Origin of the sequence: Arcobacter pernae, from assembly GCF_049472135.1 — a bacterium.
In the GTDB taxonomy this organism is placed as follows: Bacteria; Campylobacterota; Campylobacteria; order Campylobacterales; family Arcobacteraceae; genus Arcobacter_B.
On sequence record NZ_JBMOVV010000009.1, the window covers coordinates 1 to 21,551 of the forward strand.

The following is a 21,551-nucleotide window of genomic DNA, read 5'->3' on the forward strand; positions in this document are numbered from 1 at the left end:
AAAGGGAAAATAATAAGAATGGCAGAGCAAAAAGTAGCATTAATAACAGGAATCACAGGACAAGATGGATCATATCTTGCAGAATTTTTACTAAAAAAAGGATATATCGTACATGGTATAAAAAGAAGGTCTTCTTTATTTAATACAGATAGAATAGATCACTTATACCAAGATCCTCATGTAGAAAATAGAAACCTAATATTACATTATGGTGATATGACAGATTCTATGAATTTAACAAGAATTATTGCTGAGTGTCAACCAGATGAAATTTATAATTTAGCTGCAATGAGCCATGTTGCAGTTTCTTTTGAAACACCTGAATATGTAGCAAACGCTGATGGTACAGGAACATTAAGAATTTTAGAAGCAGTGAAACTACTAGGTTTAGAGAAAAAAACAAAGATTTATCAAGCTTCTACTTCAGAATTATATGGAAAAGTTCAAGAAACACCTCAAAGTGAAACAACTCCTTTTTATCCAAGATCTCCTTATGCAGTTGCAAAAATGTACGCTTACTGGATTACAGTAAATTATAGAGAAGCATATGGAATGTATGCGTGTAATGGTATTTTATTTAATCATGAATCTCCTGTTAGAGGTGAGACTTTCGTAACAAGAAAAATTACAAGAGCAGCTTCTAAAATAGCACTAAATTTACAAGATAAATTATATTTAGGTAATTTAGATGCAAAAAGAGATTGGGGACATGCAAAAGATTATGTTCGAATGATGTGGATGATTTTACAAGCAGATGAACCAGAAGATTGGGTTATTGCTACAGGACAAACTACAACAGTAAGAGACTTTGTTAAGTTTGCTTTTGCTTATGCAGGTATTAATTTAAGATTTGAAAATGAAGGTGTTGATGAAATTGGTATTATAGATAGTTTTGATGAAGAAAAAGCAAAAGTATCGGGTATTGATTTATCTCATTTAAAACTTAACCAAACAGTTGTTTGTGTAGACCCAAGATACTTTAGACCAACAGAAGTTGATTTACTATTAGGTGATCCTTCAAAAGCAGAGAAGAAGCTTGGATGGAATAGAGAGTATAATCTTCAAGACTTAGTTGAAGATATGATGCAAAGTGATATAAAACTTATGACAAAAGACCAATATCTAAAAGATGGTGGTTATAAAATTATGAGTTACTTTGAATAGTAATAAAATTAATATAAAGTATATTTAAATATGTCAAATATAATAAATAAAAATTCAAAAATATATGTAGCAGGACATAGAGGTTTAGTAGGTTCTGCAATAGTTAAAAACCTTCAATCAAAAGGTTATACAAATATTATTTATAGAACACATAAAGAACTAGACTTAACAGATCAAAATGCAGTAGAAGAGTTTTTTAGTCTAGAAAAGCCAGAGTATGTAATTCTTGCTGCTGCAAAAGTTGGTGGAATAGTTGCAAATAATACATATAGAGCAGATTTTATATATGAAAATCTTGCTATTCAAAATAATGTAATACACCAATCATATGTACATAAAGTAAAAAAACTTCTATTCTTAGGATCAACTTGTATTTATCCAAAAGAGGCTCCTCAACCAATGCCAGAGGATTGTTTATTAACAAGTCCACTAGAATATACAAATGAACCATATGCAATAGCAAAAATAGCTGGTATAAAAATGTGTGAATCATATAACTTACAATATGGAACAAACTTTATATCTGTAATGCCAACGAATCTATATGGACCAAATGATAACTTTGATTTAGAGAAATCACATGTACTTCCAGCACTAATTAGAAAGATATACTTAGCAAAACTTTTAAATGAAGGAAATACACAAGCTGTATTAGATGATTTAAATATGAATTCTTTAGAAGAAGCTAACAATTACCTTGAAAAATTTGGTGTGAATAAAGACTCAGTAGAGATATGGGGAACAGGGAAACCAAGAAGAGAGTTTTTATATTCAGAAGATATGGCAGATGCTTGTGTATTTTTACTAGAGAATAGAGATTTTACAGATACTTATGATAAAAATCAAAAAGAAGTAAGAAATACACATATAAATATAGGAACAGGTGTAGATATATCTATAAAAGAGTTAGCAACTTTAATTCAAGATATTATTGGATTTAAGGGTGACTTAGTATTTAATACAGAAAAACCAGATGGAACGATGGTTAAGTTAACTGATCCTTCTAAACTTCATAGTTTGGGATGGAAACATAAAGTTGAGCTTGAAGATGGTATTAAGACTATGTTTAATTGGTATTTAAGTAAAGGGGATAAAAAATGAAAGGAATAATACTAGCAGGGGGAAGTGGGACAAGACTTTACCCTATTACAAAGTCTATAAGTAAGCAGCTTTTACCAATTTATGATAAGCCAATGATTTATTATCCTTTATCTGTTTTAATGCTAGCTGGAATAAAAGAAATATTAATTATTTCAACTCCAGAAGATATAAATAAATTTGAAGAGTTATTAGGTGATGGTAAAGATTTGGGAATAAAGCTTGAATATAAAATTCAACCAAGTCCTGATGGTTTAGCTCAAGCATTTATACTTGGAGAAGAATTTATAGGTGATGATGATGTTTGTTTAATTTTAGGAGATAATATATTTTATGGACAAGGTTTTACTCCAATGTTAAAAAAAGCAGCCTCTTTAAAAGAAGGGGCTGTTGTATTTGGTTATCAAGTAAAAGATCCTGAAAGATTTGGAGTGGTTGAATTTGATGAAAATAAAAAAGCTATCAGTATTGAAGAAAAACCTATAAAACCTAAATCAAACTTTGCAGTTACAGGATTATACTTTTATGATAATAGTGTAATAGAAATAGCTAAAAATGTAAAACCATCTCAGAGAGGTGAGTTAGAAATAACAACTGTAAATGAAGAGTATCTAAAAAAAGGAAAACTTCAGGTTGAACTTCTTGGTCGTGGTTTTGCTTGGTTAGATACAGGTACTCATGATAGTTTAATCGAAGCAGGACAGTTTGTTCAAACAATTGAACATAGGCAAGGTTATAAAATAGCTTGTTTAGAAGAAATTGCGTATAATAATAATTGGATTACAAAAGAAGAAGTATTAAAAATTGCAGAACCTCTAAGTAAAAATGGTTATGGGCAATATTTAAAGGAATTAGTAAAAAATGACTAATATATTATTAACAGGAACAGCAGGATTTATAGGCTCAAATTTTGTTCCTTATTTTTTAGACAAATACCCTGAATATAATTTAATAAATTTAGATTTGTTAACGTATGCAGGAAACTTAGCTAATTTAAAAGAATGTGAAAGTAATCCACGGTATAAATTTATAAAAGGTGATATTTGTAATAGAGAACTGATTGAATTTATATTTTCAGAATATGATATAAGAGGTGTTATTCACTTTGCAGCAGAATCTCATGTTGATAACTCTATTAAAAATCCTGGTGTGTTTGTCCAAACAAATGTAAATGGAACATATACTTTAGTAGATGTTGCTAAAAAATACTGGATGAATAAACCATTTGAATATAAAGATGAATATAAGGATTGTAGATTCCATCATATCTCAACAGATGAAGTTTATGGAACATTAAGTGATGATCCTAATGACCTTTTTACTGAAACAACACCATATGCACCGAATTCTCCATACTCTGCTTCTAAAGCATCTAGTGATATGATTATTAGATCTTATGTCGAAACATTTGGAATGAATTGCGTTATTACAAACTGTAGTAATAATTATGGGCCAAAACAACATGATGAGAAGTTGATACCAACAATTATAAGAAAGGCTTTGTCTAACGAATCTATTCCTATTTATGGTGATGGAAAGAATATTAGAGATTGGTTGTATGTACTAGATCACTGTAAAGGAATTGATTTAGTTTATCACAATGGGTTAAAAGGTGAAACATATAATATTGGTGGAAGAAATGAGAGAACAAATTTACAAATTGTAGATAGAATTTGTTCAATCCTTGATAAAGAGATTCCAAAAGAAGATTCTACTTCATATAAAGATTTAATTACATTTGTAGAAGATAGAGCAGGACACGATAGAAGGTATGCAATAGATGCAAGTAAGTTAGAAGATGAGCTTGGTTGGAAAGCAGATGAGAACTTTGATACAGGTATTATTTTAACAGTTGATTGGTACTTAAATAAAATTAAAGCATTGTAAATTAATCTTAGGAAAAAAATGAAAGAAAAAGTAAGAGTAAAACTAGTAAATAGAGGAAGTAAAGCAACACAAGAATCATTTTGGAGACCTCAAACTCCAGGAAATAAAGGTATATTAGGTTCATGTGAATTTACTTTTGATCCATTAGATGAAAACTATGATTGGCTTGTAGTTATTGACGATATTCCTAAACTTTTAAAAAACTGGACCGAAGAATTAAAATGTCCAAAAGAAAACACTATATTTGTTTCAACGGAACCAAGCTCTATTTCATATTATGGAAAAGCCTTTGTAAATCAATTTGAATATTTAATTACAAATCATAAAGAAAATAATTTACCTCATAAAAATGCATTACGTTCTCATACGGGAAATGTATGGATGTATGGTAAAGATTATGATTCCTTGTTAGAAGAAAATATTCCACATGAAAAAACAAAAAAAATCTCTACAATATGTTCAAATAAACAACAAGGACATACAGTTCATAAAATGAGATTTAACTTTACGAAAAAAATGGAAAATGAAATCAAAGAGCTTGAAAGATTTGGTAGAGGTTTCAAATGGATTGATACAAAAGCAGAAGCAATTGATAATTATGAATTTCATGTTGCCATTGAAAATCACATAGAAAACAATGTTTGGACAGAAAAGTTAGCAGATGCATTTTTAGGATATAGTGTACCTATATATTACGGTTGTCCTAATGTATACGATTATTTTCCAAAAGACAGTCTAATTCCAATAGATATTAAAAATATGGATAAAAGTATCAAAGAAATTAAAGAAATAATCTCAAATAAAGATGAATATAAAAGAAGACTTCCTGCAGTAATTGAAGCAAGAAGAAGAGTAATTGAAGAATACAACCTATTAGCTATGATTAATAAAATTGTGGAATCATCAAAAAAATATGAGTTTACTCCTAATAAAAAGATTTACTGTAGAAGAAAAATGAGAGCAAAAAACATAAGCGATCTATATAAGTTTTTAAAATTTAGAATTAATAACCATTTAAAAGAGTACAAAAAATAATACTCTTTTAAACTTTAAGAAAGTTTTCTAATTCTACTAAAGAATCTTCAATAGAAATATTTTCATACATAGAATGATTAACTTCTTTAGTATTTACCTGTAAAGGTTCATTGTCTTTAAAATAATTTTTATCATAAGTCACAGTAGACCATTTTCCATAAGGTCTAGACCTTTTCCAGTTCGTTGCACCAAATAAACCTATTGTTGGTCTTCCTAAAGTAGCTGAGATATGCATTGCAGCAGAATCAGTAGTAACAGTCAAATAGGCATTAGAAAGAACCTTTTTTAACTGGGTTAATGAAGTTTTTCCAGCTAACACTGTATACTCATAATTTATCTTCTTTGCTATTGATTCTAAATATTTAACTTCAGAAGAATCACCAACAAAATAAAATGGCATATCATATTTTACTGATAAAATTTCAATAATTTCTAACCATTTATCTTCTGGCAATCTTTTTGATTGCCATTGTATACTTGAACCACAATTTAATACTATATAATTATCAAATTTCTTTTTAAAAGAGTTTTGTTCATCTATATTATTTAATAAGCCTTTTCTATTTGCAATAGCATAAAATATTTCAAAGTTAGTCATAGATGGAACATCTAAATCTTTGTTATCAAATACTTCTGAATTTGAGAACTTAGTAATTAATCTACTTCTATCATTACATTGAAAATCGAAAATCACATCAAATTTTCTTTTTCTTAGTTTCATAATTAATTTAAAAACTGTTAATATTTTTTTATTTTCTAAAATAATAAAGTCATCAAATTCATCTTTATAATATTCATACCCAACTATAGAAGTAATCAAAGTAGGTTTAAACTTCATAGAATTAACTATTGGTCTAATTGATGCTATATCTCCAAGTGCACTAAATCTAATTACTGCTATTTTCATTTTCTATCACCCACTCATAATATTTAATATATTCTTTTGCAATATTTTCTAGTTTTAAAGTATCTTTTTGAATATCTTTTATTTTCTTAAACTCAGAAACATAGTCATTATAGTTATTTATTACATCTTTAACTTTATTTGCGATACTAAACCCATCAATCAATAGTCTATCACTTAAAACTTCATTACAACCATTTACATTAGTTGAAATAAAAACCTTAGCATAAAAGATTGATTCAATCATTAAAACACTAAAACCTTCAGAATGTGAACTCATAATAACTAAATCACTTTTATTTAAAATCTGAGGAATATCTGTTCTAAAACCAAGAAGTTTTACTTTATTTTCTAAGCTCTTTTCTTTAATTATAGATTCTAAACTTTCTCTTTCTTCACCATCACCAACAATATTAAGAATAAAATCTTCTTTTAAAGTTGAAAGTTCATTAATTAAAATATCGAAGCCCTTGATTTTATCAAGTCTTCCTACTGCACAAATAGTAAATTTATCATTAATATTTGAATTTCTAAGGGCATTATATTTAATACCATTGTAAATTACTTTAGATTCAATAGAAATAGTTTTAGCAACACCTTTTGACACTGCTGTAACATATTTTAACTTATTAAATATTTTACCTTTTCTTGAATTATGTTTTGTAGCAACATGATTTATATTTAATAATTTATTTAATCTATAAAAAACTTCAGTAGATTTTGCGAAATGAGTATGTACTAAATCAAATTTAAAACTATTAAATATTTTCATAAGTTCGAAATATAAAAAAATATTATATCTACTATCTTTTGATTTATATTCTATTATTTCTACTCTAGAGCTCACCCTATCTTTAAACTTTGAATTCTTTGGGACTAATAAATAACACTCAATCCCTTCATTTAAACATTGTTCGTTTATAAGATCTATATAAAATTCTCCTCTCCCTAACCCTTGAGAAGAAATAAAATGACAAACTTTCATAATATTAATTTACCTATTTTGTTAATCTTTTGTATATATTAATAGTACTTTCAACCATTGCATTTAATGTATACTCATAAGGAATAGTATCAATTATTGATTCAAAAGAATCATCTTTTACTTTTAAGATTTTAGTAGCAAGTTGCTTTTCATTTTTTGTTTCTATTATTGCACCATTAATATTATCTTTAACAATATTATTTAAACCTTCATAAGTTGTTGCTATAACTGGAGTATTTAAAGCTAAAGCCTCAACCACTGTTCTTCCTACATTACCCATCTTTAAAGAAGCATTAACAACAATATCACTTAAATAGTAAACTTCTGCAATATTCTTTTGACTACCTGTAAATATAATATCGTCTTCAACATCTAACTCTTTTGCTAATTCCTTTAAAGATTGGGCATAATCTTTCTTATCTTCTCTTACTCCACCAACAATTAATCCCACTACATTAGGGATATCATTTTTAATTATCGCAATTGATTTAATAAATGTTTCATAATCTTTTAACCATGTTACTCTTCCAACAGAAGAGATTATATACTTATTATTTAAATTAAACTCATCTTTAAAGTTTTTAATAAATTTACTATCAACATTATTAGGATTAAATTTATTTAAATCAACTCCCCTTTGAATTACAGTAAATTTAGAATCATCTAAATTATAGTTATTAACAATATAGTCTTTTACAACTTCACTAACACAGATAACTTCATCACCTTTAGTCATAATTTCACTATATTTATTTACACTGTTTAAACCATGAACAGTTGTAACAAATGGTATTTTCAATTCTTTATTTGCAAAATAGACTAACCAAGCAGGAACCCTGCTCCTTACATGAATTATATCTGGTTTAATTTCCTCTAATAATTTTTTTAGACGAAAAACTCTAAAAAATATAGTAAAAATATTTTTACTACAAACATCAAAAGTATAGTGTTTACCACCATCTTTTTCAATTTGAGGTACCAGTTTTCCTCCATTGCTTATTACAATAGACTCAATACCTCTTTTTATATACTCTCTACTTGATTCAACTGTTCCTCTTTCAACTCCACCTTCATTTAATTCAGGTAAGACTTGAACTACTTTAAGCTTTTTAATTTTATATTTCCACTCTTTCTAAAAGTTTTTCAAAGTCTATTTTCTTATCTAAAATAGATACTTTATTTACTAATCTATGATATTTAGTATTCTCTTTTTTTGACTTTAAATTAATTATATTTATTTTTGCATCAGTATTCGCTCGAGCTTCACTTAACATAGAAGTTGAATCTTGAGTAATATATAGTTCATCACAAACATTAATAAAATCATAAACAGGATTTATTTCAGGTTCTCTTGAATAAATAAGTTTATAATCAAAATCATATTCATCAATCAATCCATCTACTTCAAAAGGTGTTCTTGCACTAGTTGTAATATATTTTAAATAATCACTTTTTTCTTCAAATATATTATTTAATTCTTCTCTTAAATCATCAATATCTAAAGTAAATACAGAATTATTTCCACCAACTATAATTCCTAAAGCTTTTTTATTCTCATCTTTTTTAAGAATATTTTTCGGTTTTGAAAAAGATAGATTTAATGGAATTTCTAAAATATTATCTAACTTTGGTGCTTTATCGTGTTCTTGAGCAATTATATAATCAAAATCAACATATCTATATCCTTTTGGAAGCATAAGAACTATTGATTTTTTATTATTTGATTTACTGATAAATTTGTTAAAATAATAAGTACTTGAACCCGTACTTACAACAGCATCGTAAAATTCATAATAATATTTTCTATAATCTTCAAATAATTCATCAGTATAATAATTAATTCTATCAAAAAAATAAGACATTGCTTTATGTAATTTAGATTTAAATTTTACTTCTAAAATATCATAACTTATATTTTTAATTTTACAAAATGCAATTGATTGGTTTAAGTGACCTGGTTTCCCATCACTTATTATTAAAATTCTTTTCATATATCTCTCTATAGTGGCTTTTAAATCTTTTATGAGGCCAGAACCACTGTTTTTTATCAGTGAGTATTATATCAGATATTGCATTAGCATGCAACTGTGAAGCAGCTTTTATATCTTCTTCTTCATTATCTGTTTTTATTGGCGCTATAGAATCATATATTTTGATTGTGTAATTATAGTTATCTTCATTGAAAATAGCAACAGGAACAACATAAGCATTAAACTTTCTCGATAAAAGTGCCGATGTACTTGTTTGATAAGCTTTCTTACCTAAAAACTCAACTTCAGTACCATCTTTTGAATTAATATTTTGATCAATTATTAAAGAGACAACTTCTTTTTTCATTAATGCTTTTACAAGTTTTTTTACAGCACCTGCTCTAAAAATAATCTTTGCACCAGATTTTTCTCTAGCTTTTACAATAAAATTATCCATTTCTTCAAAATTTGATTGTCTTGCTACTTGATGAATAGGTGTTACAAATTTGTTTAAATAACAACTTAACATTTCCATATTACCATAATGAGCAGAGATTAGAATAATAGGCTTTTTTTCATCTTTTAACTTTTGAATAATATCTTCATTTTCAAGTTTAACTGTTTTTTTTAGTTCTTCATCGCTTACATCAAGATTTTCGATTAGTGATTGAACCCATAAAATCATATTAAAATAAGAGTATTTTTGAATCTCTTTTAATTCTTTGTCATTAATCGTACCATTAAAAACTAAATCGACATTAGATTTGATAATTCTATTTGTATTTCTAGCAAATAAATATGCTAAAGTTGAGATAGATTTAAAGAAAGCCCTTCTAAATGATTGAGGGATCTTTCTTAAAACAAAAACTAAAAAAAGAAATATTTGATATACAATTTTGCTCATTTTACAATAACTCAATATTTAGATTTTTAGGTAACTCTAACTTCTCAATATTTGAAATAATCATAAATGAGTTATTTTCAAGTTTTACTTTTAAAGTATCACCTTCTAAAATATACTCAACATTTGGTCTTGATAAGTCTTCATTAATCGCCAAATTTAATGAAATCATAAAAGACATCCATTTCATATCTGAAGTTTTAGGTAAAAGCTCTTTAAACTTTTCTAAATCTAATTTTGTTGGTAAAGACTTTTTAGAGTACTTAATTGTATGTGCTATGATAACTCGTGAACTATGTTGAAAATCGTAATTTAAACCATTTAATATAAAATCAAAAGCATTATCATTTGATTTATAGAAGTTTAATGAACTACCAATAGTATGAAGTTTTGAAGCAATAATTAATAGCTGTCTAAATCTATCTTCTAAATTATGTAAAGGTTTTAAAACATCAAAAATCTTTCCAGCATTAGAACCAAAGTATGCACTTTGTCTTTGATCAATTTGAAATCTATCAAGTAAACTTCGAACACTTACATTATAGTTTGAAGGGAATTTGTTATTGTTTGATCTTAATAAATCACAAAGATAAACACCTTCTCTAACTCCTGCTCCAGAAGTAATTACTTTTTTGATATTTAATTCTTCTAAAATAGTTTTAAATATAAAAGTTCCCTCTTTTATAGTATCAAATCTATCTTTTTTTACACCAAGATTTTTAAGTTGTTTAGTTGATTTAGCATTAACTATTAAATCAAGATGTGAAATTTCACTATCTACACTATATTTATATCCATGTAAAATATCTAACGGATATTCATTCTTTTGCATTATTAACTTTGACAATGCTCTTATACTACCACCAATTCCTACAGCAACACTAGGAATATGAATGTTTAGGTTAAAAATCTCTTTTAAATTATCTAATATATATTTTTTAGCACCTGTAATATCATTTTTATTAAAGTACAATTCTTTCATTCTTACTGTACCAATATTTAGTGATATAGATTTTAAAATAATACCATTTCGTACAAATGAAAATTCTGTAGAACCTCCACCAATATCAATTGTAACAAAATCATCATCATGAATTAGATTTGATGCAGCTACACCACCATAGAAGGCTTCTTTTTCTCCATCAATAACTTTTATATTTAGTCCAAAATCATTTTTGATTCTGTTTAAAAAAACTTTTGCATTAGGAGCATCTCTTAATGCTGAAGTTGCAACACATATAACTTTTCTTGATTTTAATGATTTAGATATATTTAAAAAAGACTTTAAAGACTCATAGGCTCTTTGCATAGGAACTTCTTGAAGATTGCCACCATTTTCGTAGCAACCCTCAGAAATTTTAACTCTACTTTTAGTTTCATTGATTAGGTTAAAAGCATATCTACTGCTTTTTTCCAATACAACCATACGCATTGAGTTAGACCCAATATCTATAATAGTTGTAATCTTAGCCATTAAGCTTCTTCTTCCATTATTTGTTCATATTTGAACTTTAACTCTTCCATTGTCTCTTGATTATCTGGGTCGATTATAATACAATCAACTGGACAAACCTCGATACATTGTGGCTCTTCAAAGTGACCAACACACTCAGTACATCTATCAGAGTCGATTAAATATATTGGATCTCCCTCTTCAATTGCATAATTTGGACACTCATCTCTACATGCATCACATGCGATACATTCATCAGTAATAATTAAAGACATATAACACCAATCCCTAGTTTTAAAATATTATCTTGGAGTTATAACCTATTATTCTTTATAATTTCTTTAATCAGCTCAAGTTTTTGTTTATTTTTAGATATAAGCAAAAAATCTTTACTTTTGTAAATATTTTGATCGTTACAAATATACAAAGAAGCAGCAATATCAAACTCTCTTATTTCACCAACAAAAAGAACAAAATCGAAATTTTTTGAAAATGCAAGTGAAACTGCAGCTGCACCTAAAGAACGGAATTTAATATTACTTTCATGTAACTTCTTTGAAATTTTAGGATATTTATATGCTCTCTCAAAAATTCCAAATTTTTTAATTTTTCCTCTTTTTAAAACATTTTTACCAATAATATTAAACTCTTTTAAACTATATTCAAAAGCTTTATATATAAAGTTTCCAGTTGCAAGATTACATACAAATCCAGCAACAATTTCATTTTTATGTTTTAAAGCAACAGAACTTCCATAATATTCTAAATTTGAGTAAAAGTTGTCACTCCCATCAATTGGGTCTATAATAATTGTAAAATCTTTATTAAAATCTAAAAAACCACACTCTTCAGAATAAATATTTCCAAATTCTTTTAAATGCTTAATAAAAATCTTTTCTGCATATAAATCAATATTTAAAGAGTTATCCCCTCCATATCCAATAGTATTGGAATATTCAAGGTCTTCTTCATCTAAATTGTAGTGTAAATATTGATATAGTTCTTTGTTAGCTTCTATTACAGAGTTTATAAAGTTTTCTTTATAATCTTCTGTAATAGTAAAGTTCATTATGAAAGTTTATTGATAATAGCTTTTGCTGCTTCTCTACCATCAAGAGCTGCTGTTACGGCTAAGTGCGCACCTCTTTGACAATCTCCACCTGCAAATACTTTTTCATTAGAAGTTTGGTAATTTGAAGTTTCAATTCCACCCCAAGAGTTAGTTTCTACATTTAACTCTTTTAAGAATTGTGGTTTCTCAGGAGAAAACCCTAATGCTAAAATTACAATATCAGCTTCTTCAAAGTACTCTGTACCTTCATTGATAACAACTCTTTGTCTTCCTGATTCATCTGGGTCAGACATAGAAGTAGTTAATAACTCAACAGCAGTTACTTTTCCATCTTCAACTTTTAAAGATTTAGGTGAAACATTAAATACATATTCAACACCCTCTTCTTTTGCATTTACAACTTCTTTTTTAGAACCAGGCATATTAGCTTCATCTCTTCTGTATAAACATTTAACAGACTTAGCTTTTTCTCTTACTGATGTTCTAACACAGTCCATAGCAGTATCTCCACCACCAATTACAACTACATTTTTATCTTCAACATCAATATAATCAACTTTTGTACCTAAGTTTCTTTTTTGAATACCAGTTAAGAAATCCATTGCTAAATGAACATTAGAAGCTTCTTTTTCACCTTCCATACCAGTATATCTACCATCTTTTGCACCAGTTCCTAAATAAATAGCATCAAACTCTTCTTCAAGTTCTTCAACAGATTTATCTTTTCCAACTTCACAATTTAGGTGTAATTTCATACCAGCTTCAACTAACCAGTTAATTCTTCTTTCAACAGTAGATTTGTCAAGTTTGAATCCAGGGATTCCATACATTAATAATCCACCAGCTCTATCTTCTCTTTCAAACATTTCAACTTCATAACCTTTTCTTAAAAGGAAAGTTGCAGCAGAGATACCAGAAGGACCAGAACCAACTACAGCTACTTTTTTCTCTACTTTTTTATCAGTAAATTTAGGTTTTAATCCTTTAGAGAATGCTTCTTCACTAATATGAGTTTCAATTGCACCAATTGAAATAGCACCGTGTCCAGTATTTAAAGAACAAGCACCTTCACAAAGTACATCTTGAGGACAAATTCTTCCTAAAATTTCTGGGAAAGGAGATGTCTCATTTGATAAAGCAAATGCTAAATCAGGATTTTTAGTTGCAGTTTGTTTTAACCATGCAGGAATGAAGTTTCCTAATGGACAACCTGTATGACAGTATGGATCTCCACACTGCATACATCTGTCTGCTTGCTCTTTTGCTCTTTGAGTTCCAAATACTTCATAGATTTCATTAAAGTCTTTTAATCTTTGAAGTACATCTCTTTTTTCAGGGTTAATTCTTTCAAATTTAGTAAAGTTTAACATATTAATCTCCCTTATCTGGATCTAATGGTAATACTGTCATATTTTTTGGTTTTACCATCCAGAAGTTTCTAATTTCAGCTCTGAAGTTTCCTAAGATTTTCTCAGCAGCTTCACTTTCAGTTTCATGAACATAATCTAAAAGTAATCTTTTTAAGTATAATCTTTCTCTTTCTGTATCATCTGTATCAATTCTTACAGCTTCAATTAACTCTTGGTTCATTTTATCAACAAATGATTTTTCTGGATCATAAACAAATGAAAGACCACCTGTCATACCAGCACCGAAGTTAATACCTGTATTTCCTAAAATTACTACAATACCACCAGTCATATATTCACAAGCATTATCACCTGTACCTTCAACAACTGCAATACAACCAGAGTTTCTAACACCAAATCTTTCACCAACAGCAGCTCTAACATAAAGTTTACCACCTGTTGCACCGTATAAACAAGTATTACCAGCACCAGCAAATTCTTGACCTTGGTGAGCAGGATTAATAATGATTTTACCACCATTCATTCCCTTACCAACGTAATCATTAGCAGCACCTGTTAATGTTAAGTTCATACCAGTTGAAATGAAAGCACCAAATGATTGACCAGCAATTCCAGTTAAGTTAATGTTTATAGAGTTTTCTGGTAAACCAGTATCTCCATAATATCTTGCAATTTCACCAGAAATTAAAGCACCGAATGATCTATTTAAGTTAGAAATTTCAGTATTTACTTTTACTGGTGTATTTGGGTTTTCAATTGTTCTATGAACTTTCTTTAATAATTCTTTCTCGAATTTGTTATCATCAAATGGCTCATTTGATTCTTTTTGACAAGTATCAACTCCATCAATTCTTCTTAAAATATTTTGGAAGTCAAATTTTTGTGCAAATTCATCATCAATTACTTTTAATAAGTCAGATCTACCAACGATTTCTTCAATTGATTTATATCCAAGCTCAGCTAAGATTTCTCTAACTTCTTCTGCAATAAATGTAAAGTAAGAAATAAGTCTTTCAACAGTTCCTGTGAAGTGACCTCTTAAATCTTCATCTTGAGTTGCAACACCAACAGAACATTTATTTGTATGACAAATTCTTAAGATTTTACATCCAAGAAGTGTTAATGCAGCTGTACCAAACGCATAAGATTCAGCACCTAATAATGCAGCTTTAACAACATCTAAACCAGTTTTTAATCCACCATCTGTTTGTACATGAACAGAAGATCTTAAGTTATTCGCTTTTAAAGCATTATGAGCTTCAGAAAGACCCATCTCCCAAGAGTTACCTGCATGTTTAATAGATGTTAATGGAGCTGCACCAGTACCACCATCTCCACCTGAGATAATAATTTTATCAGCATATGCTTTAGCAACACCTGCTGCAATTGTTCCAACACCAATAGATGAAACTAACTTAACTGTGATTTTTGCTAATGGGTTAATTTGTTTTAAGTCAAAAATTAACTGCGCTAAATCCTCAATTGAGTAAATATCGTGATGTGGTGGTGGTGAAATTAATGTAACACCAGGAACAGTATGTCTTAATGTTGCAATTAATGGAGTAACCTTGTGACCTGGTAATTGTCCACCTTCACCAGGCTTTGCACCTTGAGCAACTTTAATTTGTAACTCTTCTGCACTTCTTAAGTATCCTGGAGTAACACCAAATCTACCTGATGCAACTTGCTTAATCTTAGAGTTTTTAAGAGTATTAAATCTTGCTGGATCTTCTCCACCCTCACCTGAGTTTGACGAACCACCAATTGTATTCATAGCTTGTGCTAATGCTTCGTGAGCTTCTGGTGAAATAGAACCACATGACATTGCAGCTGATGCAAATCTTTTAAAAATATCTTCTTTAGATTCAACTTCATCAATTGAAATTGATTTTCTATCAGAATTAAATTCTAAGAAGTCTCTGATGAATTTTTTATCTCTGTTTTGAACTAATTTTTTAAGTCCATCAAAATCAGTAATTTCTTCTTTTGTTGTAGCAGACTTATTGTGCATAGCTCTAGTTGTAGCTGGACCATAATCATGGTACTCACCACCGTTTGCATATTTATAGAAACCACCTAAATCTAGTGGGAACATGTGATTATCATCATGGAATGCATTAATATGTGATTTTTCAACTCTAGCTTCAATATCTTCATAACCAAGTCCAGCTAATTCAGAATAAGCATCAGGGAAACAATCACCAATAATTTCATCAGATAATCCAATTACATCAAATAATGAAGAGTTTCTGTATGAAGCAATAGTACAAATACCCATTTTAGACATGATTTTTAATAAACCAGCATTTACTGCTTTTTGAGTATTTTTAAGTAATCTTTGCATTTCATACTTAGATACATCTTGTCTTTCAAATAATGCAACAGTAGTAGCATACATCATGTATGGATATAAAGCTTGTGCACCAAATCCTAACATTACAGCAGCCATATGTGGATCATAAACTTCACCAGTAACAGGTACAATTGAAGCACTATGTCTTACTTTAGCTTTTAATAAAGCTTGGTTTACATATCCTACAGCCATAGCCATTGGAATTAATTTATTATTTTCACTGATATTTCTATCATCTAAAATAACAATTGAAACACCATCTTCTTTAACTGCTTTTACAACTTTCGAAGCTAAGTTTTCTAATGCTGTTTTTAAATCTGTTTTAAATGTTGTTGAGAAAACTTTATTTTTGTAGTATTCATCATATCTTGGAGAGTTTTCATCACCAAATGAGAATAATACATCAAATTTTTCTTTCATTAAAATAGGAGAAGCTACTTTAATTCTCTTTGCATCTTCTGGTTTTTCAACTAATACATTTTGAACCTTACCAAAACCTGTTTCTAAAGACATTACAACTTTTTCTCTATATGGGTCAATTGGTGGGTTTGTAACTTGTGCAAACTTTTGTTTAAAGAAGTCTGTAAAGTTTCTGTTTACAGTTGAGAAACATGCAAGTGGAGTGTCATCACCCATTGATCCAACTGGTTCTTTACCATCTTGTGCCATTGGCTCAATCATTTGATCGATTGCTTCATAAGTAATATTGAAGTATTTTTGTTTCTTTTCTAAATCTTTTACTTTGTAATCAGATGTATTTAAGAATGAATCTTCAATATACTCTTGTAAGTAATCCATATCATCATTTAACCATTTAGAATAGTGTTGAGATGATTTTAAGTAGTTATTGATATCTTCTTCTTTTAAAACTTTTCCATGTTTAAGGTCAAGTCCAATCATTTGTCCTGATTGTAATCTTCCTCTTTCTAAAATGTTTTCTTCATCAATTTTTAAAGTACCATACTCAGAAGTAATATATAATTTGTCATCTTTTGTAATTACATATTTTGATGGTCTTAATCCATTTCTATCAATTAAACAACCAATATGTCTACCATCAGTTAAAGATACAGCAGCAGGTCCATCCCATGCTTCCATTGCAGTAGCAGTGTACTCATAGAATGCTCTTAAATCAGAGTCCATATGAGGAGCATTTTGCCAAGGTGCAGGAACTAAAGATCTTGCCGCTTTAAAGAAATCTACTCCATTTGCTAACATAAATTCAAACATATTATCTAAAGAAGCGGAGTCAGATCCACCTTCTTGTAAGATTGGGAATAATCTTTCAAGCTCTTCATCAGAGAATATTTCAGATTTAATATTTTCAGATTTAACTTTTACATTAAATCTATTTGCTTCAACCGAGTTAATCTCACCATTATGTGCAATTGCTCTAAATGGTTGTGCTAATCTCCATTGAGGTAATGTATTTGTAGAGAATCTTTGGTGAAATAATGAGAATGAGATTTTGAAGTCTTCATCTCTTAAATCAACATAGAAGTGTTTAATATGCGTAGGCATTACAAGCCCTTTATACGCAATTACTGTAGATGAGAATGTAGGAATATAAAAATCTTTCTTATCTATTAGTTTGTGCTCACACTCTTTTCTTGTCATGTATAACATTGCATCAAATCTCTTTGATGACATTAAAGTATTTGGAGTTACAAATACTTGAATAATATGTGGTAATGTTTCTAAAGCTTGTTGTCCTAAAGCATCAGTATCAACTGGTACATCTCTAGTTAAAACAACTTTTAAATCATTTGTATCACAGTACTCTTTAAAAGTATCTATGTCTTGTAAATCTTTTGTAAAAATCATAGCTACTGCATACTTTTCAGGTAACGCAACATCATTTTGCGCAGCTATCTTTCTCATAAATTCATCTGGCATAGATAAAAGTAAACCTGAACCATCTCCAGTTTTACCATCGGCTGCCACTGCACCTCTGTGCATCATTCTTTCTAGTGAAGTTATCGCATCTTCTAAATTCTTATGACTTGGTCTGTTCTTCATATCTGCAACAAGACCAAAACCACAGTTGTCTTTAAAAGAAGTTAGTAAGTCTAAATTACAACCCATCATTTTCCTTTATTTTAATCTTTTATATTCCTTAAGAAAAGTGGGATATAATACCTTTATATTGTTTAAAAAATGGTTAAAAAAAATTTGCCTTTAATTTTCACTTAAAAAATATATGATTTTTTCTATTCATGCTATGATGGTAGCTCTAGCAACTTTATGAAACTTTTATGAAACTATTTTGTGACTTTAGAAACACTACTTTTAGTATTACATTTTGTAATACTTATATAAAACTTAAGAGATTTAATTAATGTTATATAGTAAGTAACAATAAGTTTTAAAATTTAAACAATTGTACATAATTGTGACATAACTTTTTACTATAATTTTCATATATCAAATTAATTAAGGAGAAATGATATGAAAAAATTAGTACTAGGAACTATTGCAGCAGCAATGGTTGCAACTTCAGGATTAGCAGCTGAGTATACTTTAAAGTTCTCACACGTAGTTAGCCCAAATACACCAAAGGGTAAAGCAGCAGATTTCTTTGAAAAGAGATTAGAAGAGTTATCTGGTGGAAAAATTGATGTTCAAGTTTATCCATCATCTCAATTATATAAAGATAATGCAGTATTAAAAGCATTAAGATTAAACTCTGTTCAAATGGCAGCACCTTCATTTTCTAAATTTGGTAAGATTGTTCCAAACTTAGCAATTTTTGATTTACCATTCCTTTTCAAAGATATCGACCACTTACATAGAGTTCAAGATGGTGAAGTAGGACAAGCATTAAAAGATATGGTTACAGCTAAAGGTATTATTGCTTTAGATTTCTGGGATAATGGATTTAAACAATTATCATCTTCTACAAAAGCTTTAATTAACCCAGAAGATGCAAAAGGTCAAAAGTTTAGAATTATGTCTTCGAAAGTATTAGAAGCTCAATTCCATGCAGTAGATGCAAACCCACAAATGATGCCATTCTCTGAAGTTTACTCAGGGTTACAGCAAGGTGTTATTGATGGTCAAGAAAATACAATTTCTAATATCTACACTAAGAAATTCCACGAAGTACAAACTGACTTAACTATTTCTAACCACGGTTACTTAGGTTACTTAGTTGTAATGTCAAAAAGATTCTGGAATTCATTACCATCTGATTTACAAGCAAATGTAAAACAAGCTATGAAAGAAGCAACTGAAAAAGAAAGACAATACGCGCAAGAATTAAATGATTCACAATTAGAAAAAATCAAAGAGTATGCAGAAACTACTGGAAAATTAAAAATCCATACTTTAACAACTGAGCAAAGAGAAGCTTGGAGAAATAAAGTTAGTAAAATTTACCCAGAATTCTACTCTGAGAGAACAATTGGTGAAGATTTAATCAAAAAAACTATTAACACTAAGTAGTTAATAATGTTTAGTTTTATAAGTAAAATTATAGGCTTTATAAATCAATCAATAGCAGCCATCGGTATTACTGCCGGTGTTGCTATTGCTTTTACTAATGTTGTTGCAAGATATGTATTTGACGCATCATTAGTATGGGCAACAGAGCTTACGGTTTTTTTATTTTTATGGAGTGTATTCTTTGCAGCCGCGTATTGTTTCAAGAAAGATGCACACATTGCAGTTACTGTAGTATTAGATGTAGTACCAACTAAAATCGCTAAGCCAATGTTATTAATTTCACATATTATAACATTCTTCTTTTTAGTTGCTGTTTCATACTATGGATACGAATATTTACTATTAGTTCATGAAATTGATGAAAGATCGATTGATTTATGGGATATGCCTATGTGGATTGTGTATTTAGTTATACCAGTTTCATTCGCATTTGGTGCATATAGAGTGGGTGAGAAAATTGTACATATTATCAAAACTCCACATGATAAAGTTGTACCTGAAAGTGAAGCTGAAATGGTTTTAGCTGAATTAGGTGTTAAACATGATGATAATTCAAACAAACATGTAAAAGAGTTAAATGATATGGTTAAAGAAGTAGAAAAGAAAACAGGAGGAATGCTATAATGAGTGTAAGTGTATTATTCGGTATATTTTTCTTCCTTGTAGTTCTTGGAGCTCCGATTGCAATCTGTTTAGGTGTAGCAACGTTCGTAACATTGATGTTATTTACGCCAATTTCTCCAATTGAGATTTCGGCAATGATGTTTGAAAAAGTTGAGCATTACTCTTTAATGGCAATTCCTATGTTCATTTTTGCAGGTAATTTACTATCAAAAGGTTCTGCTGCAACTAGAATTATTGAGTTTGCAAAAGCTTGTGTAGGTCACTTACCTGGTGGATTACCTATCTCTGCTATTTTCGCATCTATTATTTTTGCTGCTGTATCTGGTAGTTCTCCTGCAACTGTTGTTGCTATTGGATCTATTATGTTTGGTGCAATTATGCAAGCTGGTTATCCTAAGAGATATGCTGTTGGTACTATTGCAACTGCTGGTTCTTTAGGTATCTTAATTCCACCATCAATTGTACTTATCGTTTATGGTGTTACTGCAGAAGTTTCTATCGGTAAACTATTTATGGCAGGTGTTGTTCCAGGTTTAATGCTTGGATTAATGATGATGGTTGTTACATATATTGGTGCTAGAAGACTTGGTTTTGAAAGAACTGAACCAGCTCCATTAAGAGTAAGACTTGCTAAAATGAAAGATGCAGCATGGGGATTAATGACAATTGTTATTGTTATTGGTGGTATCTATGGTGGTATCTTTACTCCAACTGAAGCTGCAGCTGTTGCTTGTGTATGGGCATTTATTGTTTCTGTATTTATCTACAAAGATATTAAAATCACAGAAATTTGGGGAACTGCTTTAGAGTCTGCAAAAACAACTGCGATGATTATGTTTATTATTGCTAATGCTATGTTATTTGCTCACTTCTTAACAATTGAAAACATTCCTCAAGGAATCACAAATGCGTTAATTGAAGCAAATGTTGACAAATATATGTTCTTATTAATGGTAAATATCTTATTAATCTTAGCTGGTTCATTTATGGAGCCAAGTGCTATTATTATGATTATGGTTCCATTATTACTTCCTGTTGCTATTGCACTTGGAATTGACCCAATTCACTTTGGTATTGTAATTACAATCAATATGGAGCTTGGAATGGTGTCCCCACCTGTTGGATTGAACTTATTCGTAACTTCAGGACTTACAGGTATGAGTATCAAAGATGTTATTGTTGCGGCATTCCCATGGACAATGACAATCTTAGCAGGATTATTAATCACTACATACATCCCAGAGGTTGCTTTATGGCTTCCAAATCTAATGTATGGTGGATGATAAAATCT

18 protein-coding genes are annotated in these 21,551 nt (G+C 29.2%); 8 read left to right on the forward strand and 10 right to left on the reverse strand.

The window, feature by feature from the left end; translation table 11 throughout:
- The first annotated feature begins 18 nt into the window (after nt 1-18).
- Genes gmd through ACH5BF_RS10600 form a run of 5 tightly spaced genes read left to right on the forward strand, consistent with a single transcriptional unit; the run spans nt 19 to nt 5,184 of the window.
- Nucleotides 19-1,164, forward strand: a complete 1,146-nt coding sequence (gene gmd, locus ACH5BF_RS10580) for a GDP-mannose 4,6-dehydratase (RefSeq protein ID WP_423274204.1) — start codon at nt 19-21, stop codon at nt 1,162-1,164.
- Between the two features lie 42 nt (nt 1,165-1,206).
- Entirely contained in the window at nt 1,207-2,265 is a 1,059-nt protein-coding gene (locus ACH5BF_RS10585; RefSeq protein WP_423274304.1) for a GDP-L-fucose synthase family protein, read from the forward strand.
- Nucleotides 2,262-3,131, forward strand: coding sequence for a glucose-1-phosphate thymidylyltransferase RfbA (gene rfbA, locus ACH5BF_RS10590; RefSeq protein WP_423274208.1), 870 nt, complete (start codon nt 2,262-2,264; stop codon nt 3,129-3,131). Before ACH5BF_RS10585 ends, rfbA begins: the two co-directional genes overlap by 4 nt.
- Nucleotides 3,124-4,149 (forward strand): dTDP-glucose 4,6-dehydratase, encoded by a 1,026-nt coding sequence (gene rfbB / locus ACH5BF_RS10595; RefSeq protein ID WP_423274209.1) that lies wholly within the window; start codon nt 3,124-3,126, stop codon nt 4,147-4,149. Before rfbA ends, rfbB begins: the two co-directional genes overlap by 8 nt.
- Nucleotides 4,150-4,167: 18 nt before the next feature.
- Nucleotides 4,168-5,184 carry a glycosyltransferase family 10 domain-containing protein gene (locus tag ACH5BF_RS10600; RefSeq protein ID WP_423274210.1) on the forward strand — a complete coding sequence of 339 codons (1,017 nt, stop codon included), beginning with the start codon at nt 4,168-4,170 and terminating at the stop codon, nt 5,182-5,184.
- Between the two features lie 7 nt (nt 5,185-5,191).
- On the opposite strand, the gene ACH5BF_RS10605 is transcribed toward ACH5BF_RS10600, so the two are convergent.
- From ACH5BF_RS10605 to gltB, 10 genes are read right to left on the reverse strand one after another with little or no spacing between them, the layout of a single operon-like run.
- A complete protein-coding gene (locus ACH5BF_RS10605) occupies nt 5,192-6,091 on the reverse strand; it encodes a glycosyltransferase family 9 protein (protein ID WP_423274211.1) in 900 nt (299 codons plus the stop codon).
- Nucleotides 6,072-7,073, reverse strand: coding sequence for a glycosyltransferase (locus ACH5BF_RS10610; protein WP_423274212.1), 1,002 nt, complete (start codon nt 7,071-7,073; stop codon nt 6,072-6,074). The genes ACH5BF_RS10605 and ACH5BF_RS10610 overlap by 20 nt, the downstream gene beginning before the upstream one ends.
- Nucleotides 7,074-7,086: 13 nt before the next feature.
- The gene (locus tag ACH5BF_RS10615) at nt 7,087-8,187 is read right to left on the reverse strand and encodes a glycosyltransferase (protein WP_423274305.1); all 1,101 of its coding nucleotides are present in this window, start codon (nt 8,185-8,187) and stop codon (nt 7,087-7,089) included.
- A 1-nt stretch (nt 8,188) separates the two neighbouring features.
- The gene (locus ACH5BF_RS10620) at nt 8,189-9,064 is read right to left on the reverse strand and encodes an ELM1/GtrOC1 family putative glycosyltransferase (RefSeq protein ID WP_423274213.1); all 876 of its coding nucleotides are present in this window, start codon (nt 9,062-9,064) and stop codon (nt 8,189-8,191) included.
- A complete protein-coding gene (locus tag ACH5BF_RS10625) occupies nt 9,039-9,947 on the reverse strand; it encodes a lipid A biosynthesis lauroyl acyltransferase (RefSeq protein WP_423274214.1) in 909 nt (302 codons plus the stop codon). Before ACH5BF_RS10625 ends, ACH5BF_RS10620 begins: the two co-directional genes overlap by 26 nt.
- A 1-nt stretch (nt 9,948) precedes the next feature.
- Complete coding sequence (locus ACH5BF_RS10630) at nt 9,949-11,418, reverse strand: Ppx/GppA phosphatase family protein (RefSeq protein WP_423274215.1); 1,470 nt, start codon at nt 11,416-11,418, stop codon at nt 9,949-9,951.
- Complete coding sequence (locus ACH5BF_RS10635) at nt 11,418-11,672, reverse strand: YfhL family 4Fe-4S dicluster ferredoxin (protein ID WP_404307965.1); 255 nt, start codon at nt 11,670-11,672, stop codon at nt 11,418-11,420. Before ACH5BF_RS10635 ends, ACH5BF_RS10630 begins: the two co-directional genes overlap by 1 nt.
- A 38-nt stretch (nt 11,673-11,710) precedes the next feature.
- Nucleotides 11,711-12,466: an inositol monophosphatase family protein gene (locus ACH5BF_RS10640; RefSeq protein ID WP_423274216.1), complete on the reverse strand. Its 756-nt coding sequence runs from the start codon at nt 12,464-12,466 to the stop codon at nt 11,711-11,713.
- Nucleotides 12,466-13,839: a glutamate synthase subunit beta gene (locus tag ACH5BF_RS10645; protein ID WP_423274217.1), complete on the reverse strand. Its 1,374-nt coding sequence runs from the start codon at nt 13,837-13,839 to the stop codon at nt 12,466-12,468. Before ACH5BF_RS10645 ends, ACH5BF_RS10640 begins: the two co-directional genes overlap by 1 nt.
- A gap of 1 nt (nt 13,840) precedes the next feature.
- Nucleotides 13,841-18,277, reverse strand: a complete 4,437-nt coding sequence (gene gltB, locus ACH5BF_RS10650; RefSeq protein ID WP_423274218.1) for a glutamate synthase large subunit — start codon at nt 18,275-18,277, stop codon at nt 13,841-13,843.
- A 363-nt stretch (nt 18,278-18,640) separates the two neighbouring features.
- On the opposite strand from gltB, the gene ACH5BF_RS10655 reads away from it, so the two are divergent.
- Genes ACH5BF_RS10655 through ACH5BF_RS10665 form a run of 3 tightly spaced genes read left to right on the forward strand, consistent with a single transcriptional unit; the run spans nt 18,641 to nt 21,543 of the window.
- Complete coding sequence (locus ACH5BF_RS10655) at nt 18,641-19,636, forward strand: TRAP transporter substrate-binding protein (RefSeq protein WP_423274219.1); 996 nt, start codon at nt 18,641-18,643, stop codon at nt 19,634-19,636.
- A 6-nt stretch (nt 19,637-19,642) separates the two neighbouring features.
- A complete protein-coding gene (locus ACH5BF_RS10660) occupies nt 19,643-20,260 on the forward strand; it encodes a TRAP transporter small permease (protein ID WP_423274220.1) in 618 nt (205 codons plus the stop codon).
- The gene (locus tag ACH5BF_RS10665) at nt 20,260-21,543 is read left to right on the forward strand and encodes a TRAP transporter large permease (protein WP_423274221.1); all 1,284 of its coding nucleotides are present in this window, start codon (nt 20,260-20,262) and stop codon (nt 21,541-21,543) included. Before ACH5BF_RS10660 ends, ACH5BF_RS10665 begins: the two co-directional genes overlap by 1 nt.
- Nucleotides 21,544-21,551: the final 8 nt, after the last annotated feature.

Excerpts from the sequence above, each read along its gene's own strand:
- rfbB (WP_423274209.1), top strand. The coding sequence starts at position 3,124 with ATGACTAATATATTATTAACAGGAACAGCAGGATTTATAGGCTCAAAT.
- rfbA (WP_423274208.1), top strand. The coding sequence starts at position 2,262 with ATGAAAGGAATAATACTAGCAGGGGGAAGTGGGACAAGACTTTACCCT.
- gmd (WP_423274204.1), top strand. The coding sequence starts at position 19 with ATGGCAGAGCAAAAAGTAGCATTAATAACAGGAATCACAGGACAAGAT.
- ACH5BF_RS10645 (WP_423274217.1), bottom strand. The coding sequence starts at position 13,839 with ATGTTAAACTTTACTAAATTTGAAAGAATTAACCCTGAAAAAAGAGAT.
- ACH5BF_RS10605 (WP_423274211.1), bottom strand. The coding sequence starts at position 6,091 with ATGAAAATAGCAGTAATTAGATTTAGTGCACTTGGAGATATAGCATCA.
- ACH5BF_RS10610 (WP_423274212.1), bottom strand. The coding sequence starts at position 7,073 with ATGAAAGTTTGTCATTTTATTTCTTCTCAAGGGTTAGGGAGAGGAGAA.
- ACH5BF_RS10625 (WP_423274214.1), bottom strand. The coding sequence starts at position 9,947 with ATGAGCAAAATTGTATATCAAATATTTCTTTTTTTAGTTTTTGTTTTA.
- ACH5BF_RS10665 (WP_423274221.1), top strand. The coding sequence starts at position 20,260 with ATGAGTGTAAGTGTATTATTCGGTATATTTTTCTTCCTTGTAGTTCTT.
- ACH5BF_RS10630 (WP_423274215.1), bottom strand. The coding sequence starts at position 11,418 with ATGGCTAAGATTACAACTATTATAGATATTGGGTCTAACTCAATGCGT.
- ACH5BF_RS10655 (WP_423274219.1), top strand. The coding sequence starts at position 18,641 with ATGAAAAAATTAGTACTAGGAACTATTGCAGCAGCAATGGTTGCAACT.
- ACH5BF_RS10640 (WP_423274216.1), bottom strand. The coding sequence starts at position 12,466 with ATGAACTTTACTATTACAGAAGATTATAAAGAAAACTTTATAAACTCT.
- gltB (WP_423274218.1), bottom strand. The coding sequence starts at position 18,277 with ATGGGTTGTAATTTAGACTTACTAACTTCTTTTAAAGACAACTGTGGT.
- ACH5BF_RS10620 (WP_423274213.1), bottom strand. The coding sequence starts at position 9,064 with ATGAAAAGAATTTTAATAATAAGTGATGGGAAACCAGGTCACTTAAAC.
- ACH5BF_RS10600 (WP_423274210.1), top strand. The coding sequence starts at position 4,168 with ATGAAAGAAAAAGTAAGAGTAAAACTAGTAAATAGAGGAAGTAAAGCA.
- ACH5BF_RS10660 (WP_423274220.1), top strand. The coding sequence starts at position 19,643 with ATGTTTAGTTTTATAAGTAAAATTATAGGCTTTATAAATCAATCAATA.
- ACH5BF_RS10635 (WP_404307965.1), bottom strand. The coding sequence starts at position 11,672 with ATGTCTTTAATTATTACTGATGAATGTATCGCATGTGATGCATGTAGA.